At 61.0% G+C, this 14727-nt stretch carries 11 protein-coding genes; 3 read left to right on the top strand and 8 right to left on the bottom strand.

Annotation, left to right across the window (positions count from 1 at the left end; translation table 11 throughout):
- Positions 1–285: 285 nt before the first annotated feature.
- Positions 286–1404: a glycosyltransferase family 4 protein gene (locus tag Q1A53_RS11925; RefSeq protein WP_299966721.1), complete on the bottom strand. Its 1119-nt coding sequence runs from the start codon at positions 1402–1404 to the stop codon at positions 286–288.
- 50 nt (positions 1405–1454) lie between these two features.
- Complete coding sequence (locus tag Q1A53_RS11920) at positions 1455–2654, bottom strand: nucleotidyltransferase family protein (RefSeq protein ID WP_299966718.1); 1200 nt, start codon at positions 2652–2654, stop codon at positions 1455–1457.
- 200 nt (positions 2655–2854) lie between these two features.
- Between Q1A53_RS11920 and Q1A53_RS11915 the strand changes: the two genes are divergently transcribed.
- Positions 2855–4165 (top strand): nitrous oxide reductase family maturation protein NosD, encoded by a 1311-nt coding sequence (locus tag Q1A53_RS11915; protein ID WP_299966714.1) that lies wholly within the window; start codon positions 2855–2857, stop codon positions 4163–4165.
- Positions 4166–4422: 257 nt separating this feature from the next.
- Here Q1A53_RS11915 and Q1A53_RS11910 read toward each other — a convergent pair whose 3' ends face one another.
- The 4 genes from Q1A53_RS11910 to Q1A53_RS11895 form a co-directional block, all read right to left on the bottom strand.
- Positions 4423–5649: a polysaccharide biosynthesis/export family protein gene (locus Q1A53_RS11910; RefSeq protein ID WP_299966712.1), complete on the bottom strand. Its 1227-nt coding sequence runs from the start codon at positions 5647–5649 to the stop codon at positions 4423–4425.
- A gap of 336 nt (positions 5650–5985) precedes the next feature.
- Positions 5986–7293, bottom strand: a complete 1308-nt coding sequence (locus tag Q1A53_RS11905) for a lipopolysaccharide biosynthesis protein (protein WP_299966710.1) — start codon at positions 7291–7293, stop codon at positions 5986–5988.
- Positions 7294–7321: 28 nt separating this feature from the next.
- Positions 7322–8590, bottom strand: coding sequence for an O-antigen ligase family protein (locus Q1A53_RS11900; protein WP_299966708.1), 1269 nt, complete (start codon positions 8588–8590; stop codon positions 7322–7324).
- Positions 8587–9426, bottom strand: a complete 840-nt coding sequence (locus tag Q1A53_RS11895) for a sulfotransferase (protein ID WP_299966707.1) — start codon at positions 9424–9426, stop codon at positions 8587–8589. The genes Q1A53_RS11900 and Q1A53_RS11895 overlap by 4 nt, the downstream gene beginning before the upstream one ends.
- 294 nt (positions 9427–9720) lie before the next feature.
- Here Q1A53_RS11895 and Q1A53_RS11890 point away from each other — a divergent pair, with 294 nt between their 5' ends.
- Positions 9721–11796 (top strand): polysaccharide biosynthesis tyrosine autokinase, encoded by a 2076-nt coding sequence (locus tag Q1A53_RS11890; RefSeq protein WP_299966705.1) that lies wholly within the window; start codon positions 9721–9723, stop codon positions 11794–11796.
- 454 nt (positions 11797–12250) lie between these two features.
- Here the strand turns inward: Q1A53_RS11890 and Q1A53_RS11885 are convergent, their stop codons facing one another.
- Positions 12251–13147 (bottom strand): helix-turn-helix domain-containing protein, encoded by an 897-nt coding sequence (locus Q1A53_RS11885; RefSeq protein ID WP_299966703.1) that lies wholly within the window; start codon positions 13145–13147, stop codon positions 12251–12253.
- Positions 13148–13251: 104 nt separating this feature from the next.
- On the opposite strand from Q1A53_RS11885, the gene Q1A53_RS11880 reads away from it, so the two are divergent.
- Positions 13252–14529 carry an ATP-binding protein gene (locus Q1A53_RS11880; RefSeq protein ID WP_299966701.1) on the top strand — a complete coding sequence of 426 codons (1278 nt, stop codon included), beginning with the start codon at positions 13252–13254 and terminating at the stop codon, positions 14527–14529.
- On the opposite strand, the gene Q1A53_RS11875 is transcribed toward Q1A53_RS11880, so the two are convergent.
- Entirely contained in the window at positions 14498–14725 is a 228-nt protein-coding gene (locus Q1A53_RS11875) for a histone H1 (RefSeq protein ID WP_299966699.1), read from the bottom strand. The genes Q1A53_RS11880 and Q1A53_RS11875 overlap by 32 nt on opposite strands.
- Positions 14726–14727: the final 2 nt, after the last annotated feature.

The raw sequence follows: 14727 nt of genomic DNA, 5'->3' as shown, positions 1-14727 counted from the left end.
ATCACGCAACGCGTTGAAATCTTTGATTTCTGGCAGCGTTGCGTGAGTCAGGTTTTTCGCATGGCACCTTGAGGCGCCGCGCCAGAAAACCACTGCTCCTGCCTTTTGCTATGCTCCTGCATATCAAGCGGCCTCGTGGGGCGGGACGGAGCGGGCGGGCCTCGGACAGGTCCGTCCGCGCTGCGCTGTGGTATCTTTGCGACCGTCAATCGACATCCTCATGCCGCGGCGCGTGCGGTCTTCGGTCTGACCAGCCGCGCGCTGATGGATCCGGGTCGTCGTCTCTCAGCGCGCCGCAGCGTAGACGGCCAGTGTTTCCGTGACCATTGTCTCGACCGTCCGGCGCTGCGCCAAGTCGCGCGCGCGGGCGCCAAAGGCCCGGCGCGTTTCGGCATCACTGGTCAGGCTGACAAGAGGCGCTGTCAGCGCGTCGGCACCACAATCGGTCGGCAGGACATAGCCGTTTTCGCCATCGCGCACCGTCTCCTGTACGCCGCCCACAGCTGTTGTGACGATGGGAACACCGGCGTGTAGTGCCTCCAGCAGCGTGTAGGGCATCGCCTCATAGTGGCTGGTCATGCAGAACACATCGAGCCCGGGAAAGAGCGCAGGCCCGTCCTGCCACCCCAAAAACCGCAGCGCGCCGCGGGTATCCAGCGCTTCGGCCTCTGCCCTCAGCGGGCCGTCGCCGATCACGATGCCGCGCAGCGCTGGCGCCTGCTGTGCCGCTTTCGTAACCGCCTCGACGAAGCGCAGCGGAGCCTTTTGATCGTCGAGCCTGCCGATGAACCCCACGGCTACGGCGTCCTCGTCCAAACCCATCTGAGCCCGCGCTGCGGCGCGGCTGGCATGGGTTGGCAATCGCGCGCCGTTGACGACGGTCGTCAGTCTATTCTCGGCAATGCCGATCTCCATTGCGTGCTGACGCTCTGCCTCGCTGACAGTGATGATGCGGTCCGTGCGCCTGGCCAGCAATCGCTCAATCGTGCCGTAGATCAGCCTGCCGCGTCCACCCATGGTTGGATCCATGGTGCGAAAGGCATGCGGTGTGTAGATGCGCGCGCCGGGGATGCTGCGCGGCAGCAGCCGTACCAGCGCCCCGGCCTTTGAGCTGTGGCCATGCACGACGTCGAAAGGCCCCTCCGCCCGCAACAGGGTGCTGAGCGCGCGCAGGCGCGCGGCATCATGAGGTCCCACGGCACGGTGCATTTCCAGCGGCAGGTTGCGCACGCCCTCCATCGCGGTCAGGCGCGCCTCGAAATCCGCTTGCGCGCGCACCGGGGACCAGATCACCGTAACCCGGTGCTGCTCTGCGGCCAGCCCTTCGGCCAGATCCAGCGCGTGCCGCCCCGAGCCACCGCCCGAGGTCTCCAGCACAAGCGCAATGGTGAGAGCATCCTGCATCTGATCAGCCTTTCCTGTCTGTCGGATTGTCGGTCATCGACCTGCAGCGCCTATTCCGCCTCTTTGCCGGTGCGGTCGCGGGTTCGTTCCATCAGATGGACGAAGCGCGGAAAAACATAGAGCCAGCGCAGCCCCCGCGGCAGCGGAAATCTGGTGTACTGCCGGATGGTGGGCTGCAGCATCCGTCGCCACTGCCGCCAGCGCGCGCGGCGGATCAGGGCAGGGTCGGCCTGCCAGTCGAACATGAACTCACCGCCCTTCATGGTGAAACCGATGCGCTTTTCCAGTTCCAGATCACCGGCGAGGTTGCGCAGGCTCAACTCCAGGAACTTTTGCCCGCGCCAGCTCTCCGGTGCGTCTGCCCAATTGGCGGTCGGCGACATCAGGCGCTGCATCTCCAGACTGGCCTCCACCGTGCCGCGCTGGTTCAGCCTGTCCGCCAACGCTAGGGTCGCGGCTTCATCGAAGACCGGTGCGCTGACCATCGCGTCCAGATCGCTCAGCCAGTGCAGACGGGACCACACATGGCGCGCGTGATGGTGGCAGATGTAGTTGAAGAGAAACGCGGGCGGCATGGTCAGAAACTCGGTTCCCCCCAGCGAGATCGGTGTGGCCTGACCGAAGACATCCGTTTCCGCGAAGATGCCGGAGAACTTGTCGAGCTTGACCTGCATGTCGATGGCCATCCCTTCGGGAGAGAGGAGCGTCGCATCGTTGCGGTAGTGCAGCGCCGCCTCGATCTCCGACGGCTCGGTCAGCGGATGATCCGCCTGACCCGCGACCACAAAACGGTAGCCTGCCTTGATCGCGTGCAGCACGATCGGGCGGAGCGAGCCGGGTCGCACGAGCACGTCGATGTCGCGGCAGGGGCGCAGGCCCAGGTCAGGATAGTACTGACCCACCAGCGTGATCCCCTTGAAGAAGATCGCCGTCTCGCCCAGCGGATCAATGCACCGCTCCTTGAAGGCGCGCTGCGCCGAGATCAGCAGCATGTTGCGCATGGCAAAGGCGTTGGCCGCGGTTTTCAGCTGGGCGTGCACCTCGGCAGGCACGCAACCCGGATCCATGTTGGCCAGATGCATACGCATGTTCGGCAAGCTGAAGTTTCGCACGGCAGTCTCAATGAACCCATCCCAGTCCTGCACCTGCCGGGCAAGATCTTCGGCAGCGGCGCGTTCATTGTCCGTCAGACGTATCTTGGCAAACGCGATGTGCAGGCGCATGTCCGCGGTATTGAAACTGGGGTTCATCGTCTGCCTAAAATTCCTGCGCCTAAGGGGGCGGTGCCGAACTGGCAGGCACGCCCACCGTCTTGATACGACCCTGATGCTGCATCTGCCAGAGCCAAGATGCGGATTGGCGCTGATTCATCCGGGCCGATGTGGACATCTGCGCGCCGATTGTGCGTACTCTGCGTCAGTGTGTTTTGACCGGGATGGGAGTTCGTTCGATGAAGATCATACGTGCAGGTGCCTTCACCTTGATGTCGCTGACCCTGTCGATCCTGTTGCTCGCCGCTCCGGATGCGCGGGCCATGGAAGGCCCCGGTCCATGGTGCGTCGGTACCATGGAACTGCTGGGTCAGGAAAACCTCAGCCACGCCGACGCAGCAGCCCGCTTGCTGGCGCAGCAAACCCTGCCGGAGCGGACCGAGACCGTGCCGCTGCGCTCTGTCTATGTGGATGCGCAAGCCGCAGGGCCCGGTGACGGGAGCGAGGCGCGGCCCTTCGGCGAGATACAGACAGCCGTCGATGATGCACGACCCGGTGACAGGATCATCGTGGCGCCCGGCGACTACCAGCCTGTCCTTGTGAGGACGTCCGGCACCGCAGAACACCCGATCGTCATTGCGGGGCAGGCGGATGGGGCAGCCCGCCCGGTGATTGATGGAGCCTCCCACACCTTCAAGCTGCGTGGGCTTATTGCCGTGCGCGGTGCGAGCCACATCACGGTTTCGGGTTTTCGGCTTCAGAACGCGCCACGCGACGGCATATTTGTCGAGGGGACTATCGACGGGGAGCGGGGCATCCGGATTCTCGACAATGACATTGATACCACCGGCAATTCTGCCATTTTCGTGGCCGGGATCGTCATGCGCTACATCACCAAGGTCGATGAATACCGCCTCTTTGACGTGCTGGTGGAGGGCAACCGGGTCACCAATACCAACGTCCCCGATGGGGTGAACGAGGCGATCAGCCTTGGTGCAGGGGTCGACGGGTTCGTGATCCGGAACAACTACATCTTTGACACGCGCCAGTACGGGATAGACGCCAAGGCCGGTGCGATCAACGGCGTGATCACGGACAATGTCATCCACGGCATCGCGGACCACGGGATCTATATCGACGCAGGCAGCCGGACGCTGGCGCATATCGACATCCGGCGCAACGCCGTCCTGGGCGCGCGCAACGGCATCGTGCTGGCGCGCGAATCGCTTCGCGATCCGGAGCATCCGAACCTCTATGACGTTGAGGTCACGGATAATTTCGTGATGGATGTGGAGGAGTACGGCATCATGGTCTACCGCCACAAGTTCGACAGCGCCAAGGGGCTGTTCGAAGACATCACCCTGCGCGGCAACTGCCTGTGCCAGATCGAACGTGACGCCGTGCGGCTGGGCGGGATCGGCGATTTCGCCCGCAACGTACGGGTGGAAAGCAACCTGATCATGTCGTCGGGCGGTGGCGTCTGGAACAAGATCGGCGCGGCCGAGGCCGAGAACCAGCTCGCCGCTCCGACGTCTGTCTGCGCGCCCTGAGACAATTGTCTGTCCTGCTTCGCCGTGCCTCTGCGAAGGCGCGTCATGCGGAAAAAAGTGGTGGTTCTCCCACGCGCCATGAGTCGGCATGCAAAGAACAAGCGCGTCGAGGGTGCAGGACCTTTAGCCAGGCCTTACAACCCGACTCCGAGGCATCTCTCCCCACGGTGAGGCGGCTTGGCAGGCCGCCGTGCTGCATCTGCTAGCAGGGCGATGCCCGGGAGTGTCTTTCCGGACGGGCGCGTCGATCCGCGTCCTCACTCCAGCATGAGCACTACCTCAACCACGTCCCCGGGCTCCAACAGCTCGCTTGGGCGGACCTCGGTCGTGATCTCGCCTGCGCTGTTCTGGCGGTGCAACAGGATCTGGATCTGGGTCTGTTCGTCTTCCTGCTCGCTCAGTGCGCCGAGCGCCAGTTCCCGGTTCAGGGTGGCGATCCGCGCGCGCACTTCGTCATACTCGCGCTCCGCCCGGCCCCGTTCATCCAGCAGCGTTTGCACGAAATCCGCATCGAGCCCCTGCTTTTCGATCTCCAGCGTCTGCAAATCGCGCTCTGCCGCTGCCAGATCCGCCTGCGTGGTCAGCAGCCGGGATGAAGCGTTGAGCGCGCCCTCGCGGGCATTGTCCAGTGCATTCACTGTCGTCAGCCCACGGTCGGACAGCTGAAGCACGTCCTGCAAGCGGGATTCCTCGATCTCCGACGCGGTGATGAATTGCTCGAGCGCCGTTTCCAGAAAATCGATGCGCTTCTCCGTGAGAGCGATGCGGGCGCTGTTGTCATCCCGCGCGCGTTGCACACCATCCCGCGCGCCATCCACAAGGCGGCGCAGATCGACGATGTCATCGTCATCGAGCCTTTGTGTAATGACCTTGAAATCGCCGTCAATCGGCGCGCCGCTGTCCTTGCCGGTGAGCAGCGTGTCAATGCGCCACAGCTCTGCGGCCATCCAGGCTTCGGTCTCGCGCAGCTCCGCCATCCGCAGCCGGAAGTTTGCCTGCTGCACGCCGTCGCGCTGACCGGAGGTGGAGGTTCCGCCAGCCGATCCGATCGCCGCGCGCACGTTCATTCCGGGCTCGAACGGCAGGCGCCCGGGCGCGGCCACCGCACCCACCACGGTCACGGGGCGGTAGGTTTCGATATCCAGGAAGATGTCCTGCTCATCGAGCACGATCACAGTGCTCACCCCATCCTGCGAGGTGCGGATCTGTTGACCTGCGACAGCAAGAGAGATCTCCTGTGCCAGCTCGTCCAGCGTCTTGCCCGCTGCCTGATGCGTCCCGAGATACGGCAGGCGGATGTTGCCGGCGGTGCCAACGGTGCCAACGTAGCTCAGGTTACCCAGCTGCACGATCTGTACGAGCACCCGGTCGCCCGGTGCCAAGCGGTAGCTTTGAGCCAGGGCCGACGTACCAGAGGCGAGGATCGCGAACAGGCACATGGCGCAGAACAGGGCCGTCATGGTTCCCGCTCTGGTGTATCTCATGATGGCTGTGACGGCTGTGCTCATTGGTCCCGTATCCCTTACTCATATACCTGGCGTGCGCGTCCAGACACTGACCCTGTTTGAGCGGTTTTGTCCAGACACCGCCATGGCCATTTCCCGCCTGATCCGCTTTGCACGGATCAGAGCCTGTTTTGATGGCAACGCTCACGGTATCGTCGGATGGTAAAGTATATCCCGCGTGGGGTTCCTGCGCAAAAGGTCCGGGTGCAGGTGCCCCCGGGCCTTTGGACCGGGCAGCCACCGATCCTCCTCGATGGAGGGAAGGTGGCTTCCTCCCTTACCGCTCTGGCGCGACACCGACCTGATACGCCCCGCTCAGCGCGGGACCGAGACGCCCGGCAGCAGCGACAACACGGAGGTATCCACTCCCAGTCGGGCGCGGCACCACAGCACCGTCATCACCGTGAACAGCACCCGGGCCACACAGGCGGCAAGGGCAGCCCCCATGATCCCGAAGGCTGGCACCAGCACCGGGATCAGCGCCAGTCCGATGCCTTCGGCAATCAGCGTCAGACGCACGACCTGCCGCTCGCCGTTGCTCATCAGCATGAGCTGGCGGGTCGGACCGCCGAGCCCGATCAGCAGATAGCTGCCCGCCAGCAATGTCAGCGCGCCCGCAGCCGCAGCAAAGGCCGGATCGAACAGCGACAGCAGTTGCGGCGCGAAACTGAAGATCACCGCGGCACCGATGGCCAGTGGCACCGCGATCAGCATTGCGAGCTTGCGACCGACGTTGCGCAGACCATCGAAGTCGTTTTGGGCGTGCATCCGGGCAAAGACCGGGGTGGCCGCGATGTCGATCGCGATAATCGGCAACTGCAAGAGCTGAGAGGTTTTCTGTGCCGCAAAATAGGCCCCCACCTGATCAGGCGGCAGGAACAAGGCGGCCCCCGACAGATTGAGACTGCCGCCCATGGTGCCGAGGGACGCCAGCCACATCCAACCCGACATGCGCCAGTCCATCCGGTGTGTGCTCTGCGCGCCGGGCCGGGCCGCGAAACGCGCGCTGTGCTGCCTTATCATGGCCAGCAGTTGCACAGCCACAATGGCTGCCAGACCGACGGACAGCGCGATCATCGCGGTCAGTGCATTCGTAAAGATAAAGGGCAAACCGGCCGCACCCAGACAGGCCAGCACGACCGCGCCGCGCCAGATCACATCACGTGGCGCCAGCGCCCACAGGATCGAGCCAAAGGCGCGGTACTGGTGCGAGACAAGCTCCGAGAGGGTAAAGGGCAAGACGAGGGCCGCGGCGCCGATCAGATACCGCATGTCCACATCGACACCGGCCTGCCGGGCCGCCAGCCCCGCAATCATGATCACCGCGATAAAGCAGACACCGCCCGCCAGTGTCACGAGATAGCTTTGCCGCATGGCCTTGCGCCGGTCTGCTGCAGCCTCCTGTGCTTCGCCCAGCGACGACAGCGTCTTGATGATCAACGTATGCTGACCAAAGAGCGACGCAACCGATCCCACTGTCGCCAGTGCGAACATCGATGCGAACAGGCCGTACTCCACGGGGCCCAGCACACGGGCCAGGAACATGAACATCAGGAACGTCAGCCCCGCGCTGGCGATCTTGAGAGCGGCAGAAAGCACGCTGCCGAGCATGAGCCGTTTCATGTGCGTTTAATCCTGATGCTCGGAAAGGTCATTCTGCGGCAAGCCACCGTCGCCGCGGGGCCTTGCGCCAGGGCCACAAAGGCATGCCATTGACCAGTAATCTGTCAGTTGTGTAGGTCCCGAAGGCCAAGCCGCAGACCAGATAAAGGTGGCGCCAGTGGATTGCACCCACCACCTGCATCAGCACGCTCAGCCCCAGCAGCACCCCAAAGATCAGCGCGTATTTCGTCCAGCCGGGGCGCTGCCCCACAATCTTGAGAAAACAACGTGCCATGGACCCCGCGTAGATCAGGAAGAGCCCTAGGCTGGCAAGGATCCCGTTGTGCATGGCGAAGGCGACAAATGTGTTATGCGGCAGGTATCCGTAGACGAATGTGGCCTGATAGGGTCCGATCCCAAAGGGATGTTCCCATATGTTCTTTGCAGCATCGGCGACGTAGTTGAAACGCGAGGTGTCATAGCTCTGCAGTGACAGCCGTTCCCCCAGAAAGGAATCCGCAATGCGCGCGGTGATCTGGTCAAGAAAGAGCAGGATCGTGGCACAGATCAAGACGGCGACCCAGATGAAGGACGCAAAGGTCGAGCGTGCCGTCGGCCGGTAGATCATCAGTGCGAGGCCAAATACCGACAGCGAGATGAAGGTGTGGATCCACGCGCCGCGCGAATAGGTCGAGAGCAGCGAGATCAGCAAAAGCCCCATGACCCCCACGGCCAGCAGACGGAATCGCGCAGATTCGACAATGACCCAGAAGGTGAAAAGAATGCACGGCACGAGGTATGGACCAAAGACGTTGGGGTCCTTGAAGGTGGCCTTGACGCGGTAGCGCACACCCTCGCCGCGGAACAGAATGTCGCTGTTGGGGATGAGATCGAGCAGCCCGACAATTGCGATCAGCGAGGCCAGCGTCCCCCCGATGGTCAGCGCGGTGAGAACCGTGGCAAAGCCTGCATCGCCGCGCACCTTCATATAGTAGGCCGTCAGCACGAAGAGACCGATCATGTAGAACTCGATGATGACAGCGCGTACCGCGCGCACCATCACATACTCCACAAAAATCAGCGACAGGACCGAAAACGCCAGATACAGGAACACGCCCAGCCAGATTGCGCCGCCCAGAAAGCGCACCTTGACCGGGCGTGAGAAGCAAAAGATGGCGACGCCGATCATGAACACCATATCGGTCGGCGCGGGTTCGATCACCACGAAGAAGCTCAGCAGGATGGCGGCGATATAGACCCGCCAGCTCAGCTCTTCCATGGCGTCCGAGACGCGCAGAGACTGCGCAGCGGCTGTCACGGATGGGCTCGCCAGTCAGACAGATCGCGCGACAACAGCGTCTCCAGCCGGTCGATTTCCGCGGCGTGCCGCTTGGCCAGGAATGCCTGCGCTTCCGGTCTGTCGCGCAGCTTTGGCACCCGGTCTGCACTAAAGAGCACCTTGTCGATCATGGCGCTGTTCTTGAGCTTGCCCAGCACCTTGCTGAGACCCGCGGCACGCAGGGCGATGGCGCCCTGCTTCAACACACCGTTGAGCCGGGTGTTCCGCGCAGCGCGGGCGACGTTCTTGGCACCGCTGTCTTCCTGCCGGATGGGGCGCTTTTCGACGCCGAGGAATTCATAGAGGGAATCAGCGGCCACCTGTGGCTCGGACCTGATGTCATCAAACCACAGGATGTGGGTGTTCTCGCGACCAAAGAGCCGCCAGGCGCGCTCGATGGCATCGGAATAGGCGCTGCAGGAAGAGAGCAGCCGATGCGCACTGTCTGCTTCTGTCTCCAGCGGGCCGTGGGCCTGACCGGTGCGCAGCAGGTGTTGATAGGCTGACCAGTCACGCTCTGCCGGATTGCGCAGGGAAAAAAAGATGCGTGCGTCAGGGATATGCTTGGCCAACCGCTCTGCAGCTTCGGGTACGAAAAGGTAATCGGTCGTGAGGTCGCAGCGCGCTATATGCTCGGGACCTGCGTCCTCGTAACATCCTGCATACCACTCCAACCCGCGGTCGTAGAAATCGGTGAAGAACTGAACGTATTTCCCGTCGGGCACAAAGACCTGCGGATGCGTCGCCAGAAGGCTGTAGATCCAGGAGGACCCGGCCTTGGGCGGGCCGCCGTAAAAGTAGTTCGGTAGTGTCATCTGCACATCACCTGTGTCTCGGAAGTCAGAAGCGTTATTAAAACCGGGATTACATCCTTAATCATATCACGCGCAAGCGCTGGCCAGACGATCCTGCGGCATGTTCGGCTGCGGTGCCACTATACTGTGCGCTTGGGCGGCTTTCTTCCATGCATGTCCCGCCGGGCACAAGGTTTGAGCATTAACCCTTTCATGCCGTGTCGAACAGTCTTATTAAGCAGCTGTCGGATGGGTGCCGACCCGCAGCGGTGCTGTCGGGTGCGGCCATTGTCCAGTGAAGAATGAGCCGTCCCCATGAATTACACGCCTCCCCGAGAACCTTTTGCCGCTGGCCCGGAACAGGATGACGCCCCCGTTGGCATCGTCGCGCTGTGGCAGCTTTTGTGGCGGAACAAGCGTCCGATCCTGATATCGACCTTCGGCCTCGCCTTTCTCACCGGTCTGCTGGTGCTGCGGTCGGACGATACCTACACCGCCGAAGCCCAGATGTTGCTGGCGCGGGGCAATCTGGAGATCGTCGAATTCGACAGCGCGGGCGGGATTGAGGTCAGCCAGGGGGCGCTGGCCAATGCGTTGACGATCCTCGATTCGCGCAGTGTCGCGCTCGACGTGATGGACCGCCTTGATTTGCTGAATGATCCGGAGGTGAACCCGAACCTCTCCCTGCCGGAGGACACGCCGGAGGATGAAATCTATTCCGAAGCTGCCGTGCGGCAGTATGCGCTTGACTGGTTGGCCGAGATGACGCTGACCACGGTGCAGCCGGGCAGCAACGCCATTGTGATCCGGGCCACGACAACCGAACCGGGCAGGTCCGCCGCCATCGCCAACGCTTATCTGGATGCCTATCTGGATTACCGTGTGCAAAGTGGCCAGAACGAGACCGAGCGGGCGGCGGAGGCCCTTGCGACCCGCGTGAACGAATTGCGTTTGCAGCTGGAGCAGGACCAGGAAAGTCTGCAGGAGTATCGCGGCAGCGCTCAGAATGCGACCTTGGAATCCGCTGATGCGCTTGCCTCGGAGGCCGCCAATGTGCGCGCGCGGCTGGCCACGACCGAAGAGGCGCTGGCCGAGATTGCCGCGGCCCGCACCGTGCTTGATGAGGTACCCGAGGGGGATACTGCGGCGCTGGTTCAGGCCATTGAGGGTGACGCCGCACTCGCGCGCATCGCGTCCCGCGTACTGACGGGAGGGAACGCCGAGCAAGCGACGCCACAAGACATCGACGCGCTCACGGTCGCGCTCAACGCCGAAGACACGCGGCTGACACGGCTGCGCAATGCGCTCCAGGACGGTCGTGAGCAGATCGAGAGCCGGGTGGCGGAGATGAATGCGTTCACTGTCGGGCTGCGCCAGCTCGAAGTGGAGGTCGAGACCACGTCGCAGGTCTATGAGGCCTCATTGGCCCGGCTCAAGGAACTGGTGATCCAGACCGGTCTTCGCGATGCGGGGGCGCAGGTATTGGCCCGGGCCGAAGCACCGCTGCGCACCGACGCGCAGGGTCGGCGCCGGATGGTGGCGATTGCCGCGGTGCTGGGGCTGTTTCTGGGCATTGCCTATGTTCTGGTGCGAGAGGCCGCCAACGACCGGGTGCGCCGCGTGTCCGATCTGATCGAGATCACGGGCTGCGATACGGTCGTGCAGCTGCCCGCCGCGCAACGGGGTTTTCTCAGCCGGGGCAAACCAATGGATTTCACGCAGTCCAAGCGCAAGGTCGCACCGTTTCTGGAAGGTGTGCGCGCCTTGCGGCACCGGTTGACCTGCTCTGCTACTGCACCCAATGAGACGATGGTCGCCGGGATTTTTTCGTCGCTTCCGTCCGAGGGGAAATCGACGTTGACCCAGGCGCTCGGTCACAGTTTCGCCATGATCGACAAGCGGGTGATCGTTGTGGATGGAGACATGCGGGCCGGGACGCTGTCCAACTATCTGGGCGTTGCGAACGATCAGCCGGGGCTGCAGGAGGTCCTGGCAAACCGGCTGGATCCGTCAGAGGCCATCGTGTCGCCGGGCAGTGTTGATTTCGACTTTCTGGCCAGCGGGAACTCGTCGGCCAACCCCGCGGACCTGCTTGAATCGCCTCGCTTTGAGGAACTGATCAACGCCCTGCGCCAGCATTACGACGTGGTGCTTTTTGACACGCCACCAATTCTCGTGTTGCCGGACGCGCCGAAGATCGCGGCGCTGATGGGCGCGCATGTGTTGGTGACCGATCACGACCGCAGCCCCCGCGCCGCGGTGCGCGATGCGGTCGCGGCGTTGCAGGCGGTCAAGGTGAGCCGACCCATCGTCGCATTTTGCAACGCGCCAAAGGCCTTTGGCCAGAACTACGGATCGTCAAACCAGGCGTATGGGAAGTACTGGGCGTAGAGCAGCGCGGCGAATGGCTTTGCAAAGCCATTCCACCGCCCAGCGGCATCCACGGTGACAGCGACTTAGAGGCGGAGCCCAGCGTATAACTCCCGACATGGGTTGACGGGTCGTCCGGGAAAGCACGGAGGCCCGCACCGGGTAGTCAACGCCCATGGGGCACCGATGCCAGCATGCGGACCTGAGCCCGCCGCAACGGCCGCAAGGCGCCGCGACGTCTGATCTGACGGCAAGCCATTCGCGGGGGCGCTTTTTGGCTTGCCATGTGGTGTGGGCGGTTGGCCATAGGTTTGATCCAAAGCGTATGGATTGAGTTTAATCTCATCGGTACCTTTGGCGTCCAATTGTCGGTCTGGAACTGAAACGATGCGGTCCCCGCCGCTCGGGATCAACGCGCCGCGGGTGCCCGGTAACCGCCGCTCGATGTCAAGCGAACGTGATTTTCGGTAATGGGTCACTTTGAAATTGATTTCTTGCGAGGTTTGTAAGGGCCGCGTTTTTTAGGTGCTGGCTCGTTTGCATCCACGATAGCCACCAGATCGGAAATATCCCAGAGGCGATCCGTCAAACCAGCTTCCATTGCTGGCGTCACTTTCAGGGTCTGATGCACCTTCACGAAGTTGTAGCACATGAAGTGCAGCGCAACCGCGTGCATGTGGTTTTCCACCTTCTTTGAGAACCCATTGGTCAGGCGTGTAAAGCGGCGCATGTGCATCCGCATGGTGAGGTTCTGACGCTCAACGTGGCTGGTGCTGATCAGAGATTTGTCTGGATTGCCTTCGACGGTGCGCCTCTTGATCCCGGTACATTCTGCGGGGCTGTACTTTTTCTCGTGGCCTTTGGTGCCAGTTTCGCCGCCGTACATCTTGATAAGCTGTGCATAGTCCACATCGCCGCCAAACGCGCCCTCTACGGCTTCAAGATAGGCTTTGTGACCGTCAGTGGTTAGTTGCACCCAGTTCGCCAGACGGTCGCGCAGATCATCCATGAACGCGATTGCATATTCGCTGTCCCGTCCACCGACCATGTAAGACACGATTAGCTTGCTATCGCTGTCGATTGCGGTGCACGTCCAAGTGTCGCCCGCGTGATCTAGTGCAGCCTTCGCGCCTGCAACGTTCTTCTGCTTGGCGTAGGTGAAGCTCCAGATTTCGTCACACTGGATCACAGACGCCCGAACGCTGCGCACATGCTCGTCGTGATACTTGGCGCACGCCGCGCCCGCGTCGATCAGCAGCTTGTTGACGGTGTTCTTGGACACGTCTGCGATGCGGCTGATGGCACGGATGCTATTGCCCTCTACCAAAAGGCGGATGATTAGGGCGCGGGTTTTGGTGTCGAGCTTTCTCATAAGCTGAACCTAATTTCAAACTGACCGATAGTCAAGATAAATTGACCAGATTGACAGCGGTGAAGCCCTTATTTAGCAATTGTGGAGCGATGTAGGGGCGAATCGTGGAATTTCCAATAGGCACGGCGAGCGGCTTTCTTAATCCCAACACTATGTCAGATGAGGACTGGGAAAACTTGAGGTTTGAGTGTGAACAGGTCTTCACTCCTGGCACTCCAATCAAGCAGAGCGAACTCTTTGCCGGCCGCCTTCCTCAGATTCAAAAACTCACGCAGCGAATTAGGTCACCCGGAAGTCATGCCATTGTGTATGGCGAGCGAGGGGTTGGAAAATCCTCACTTGTGAATGTATTTAAATTCATAGCCGACCAAAACGCTGCACGAATTCAGTACGTCCGTGTCGCCGGGGTTGCAGAAGACACATTCACCAGTCTTTTCTTAAAGGTCTTTAAGCGGATATCCTCCGAAAGCCCGGATGGGAAACGCCGCAAGGTAGCCGACTACTATCTGGAAAAGGAAATCACTGCCGATGATGTGCTGTTGGAGTTTGAAGAGTTCTCCGCCTCCGTCACCCCAATTATTGTAATTGATGAGTTCGACAAAATAAGCAGCCGAAGAGTAAAAGAGGAAGTCGCTGAAACAGTGAAGTTGATCAGTGATGAAGGCGCAAATGTAACCTTTTTCATTGTCGGGATTGCAGACAGCGTAGCCGATCTTATCGAGGGCCATGAGTCAATTGATAGAGCTGTTGCGCAGGTTGAGATGCCACGAATGAACGATCAAGAGATTATCGAAGTCATTCACACTCGCATCCGGGGATTGGGGCTAAAAGTCACTGAAGATGCACTTTGGGACTGCGTGTTTCTATCTAAGGGGCTGCCGTTTTATGCGCATTTGCTCGGCCTGCACGCCTGTCAGACAGCCTGTGATAGAAAGATTACATTAGTTGATTCTTCCGTGATCGAAGAAGCGAGATCGCGAGCAATCGGCGAAAGTAACAGCACGATACGAACAAATTTTGATGATGCGATACATTCAGAAAGAAAAGAGAATATCTTCTTTCCGGTATTATTGGCCTGTGCGCTTGCCCCTAAAGATGTCAGCGGAAGGTTTTTGGCAAAGGATGTTGCAACGGTCTTGTCTGACCTGATGAAGCAAAGCTACGGGGTTCCAGCTTTTTCATATCACCTTGATCAGTTTGCTACCCATGAGCGTGGAAGGATGTTGGAAAAACTGGGCACTACTCGCCAATTCCGGTTCCGCTTCCGGGAAGCACTGACGGAGCCATACATCATCTTGAAAGGAAAAGAGAGCGGGCTGGTGACGCCAGAGATCGAGAAAAAATATGGACCTACTCGTCAGCGTGATCTTTTTTCCGCCTAGCGTTTGAAGCTTTGGTCGCAATTTCTTCTCGCTGAGCGCGAGTTAGCTTTTCAGCGCGAGCCTTGCCACCCTTCAAACCACCCTTGCGCTGCCCCGAAGTATCAAGCTCATACTCAGGCTCCTCGCCTGTAGCCACGTCCACAATGAACTTGGCCAACTGGTTCGCGTCTCTTGGTCTCTTGGGTTTGTCGGTCATGC

It is taken from the genome of uncultured Roseobacter sp., from assembly GCF_947496515.1.
Taxonomy (GTDB): Bacteria; Pseudomonadota; Alphaproteobacteria; order Rhodobacterales; family Rhodobacteraceae; genus Roseobacter.
This window is presented reverse-complemented; position numbering and strand designations above follow the sequence as displayed.

What these genes read in the sequence shown, in the direction of transcription:
- Q1A53_RS11925 (WP_299966721.1), bottom strand. Translation starts at nt 1,404, where the DNA reads ATGCAGGATGCTCTCACCATTGCGCTTGTGCTGGAGACCTCGGGCGGT.
- Q1A53_RS11920 (WP_299966718.1), bottom strand. Translation starts at nt 2,654, where the DNA reads ATGAACCCCAGTTTCAATACCGCGGACATGCGCCTGCACATCGCGTTT.
- Q1A53_RS11915 (WP_299966714.1), top strand. Translation starts at nt 2,855, where the DNA reads ATGAAGATCATACGTGCAGGTGCCTTCACCTTGATGTCGCTGACCCTG.
- Q1A53_RS11910 (WP_299966712.1), bottom strand. Translation starts at nt 5,649, where the DNA reads ATGAGATACACCAGAGCGGGAACCATGACGGCCCTGTTCTGCGCCATG.
- Q1A53_RS11905 (WP_299966710.1), bottom strand. Translation starts at nt 7,293, where the DNA reads ATGAAACGGCTCATGCTCGGCAGCGTGCTTTCTGCCGCTCTCAAGATC.
- Q1A53_RS11895 (WP_299966707.1), bottom strand. Translation starts at nt 9,426, where the DNA reads ATGACACTACCGAACTACTTTTACGGCGGCCCGCCCAAGGCCGGGTCC.
- Q1A53_RS11890 (WP_299966705.1), top strand. Translation starts at nt 9,721, where the DNA reads ATGAATTACACGCCTCCCCGAGAACCTTTTGCCGCTGGCCCGGAACAG.
- Q1A53_RS11885 (WP_299966703.1), bottom strand. Translation starts at nt 13,147, where the DNA reads ATGAGAAAGCTCGACACCAAAACCCGCGCCCTAATCATCCGCCTTTTG.
- Q1A53_RS11875 (WP_299966699.1), bottom strand. Translation starts at nt 14,725, where the DNA reads ATGACCGACAAACCCAAGAGACCAAGAGACGCGAACCAGTTGGCCAAG.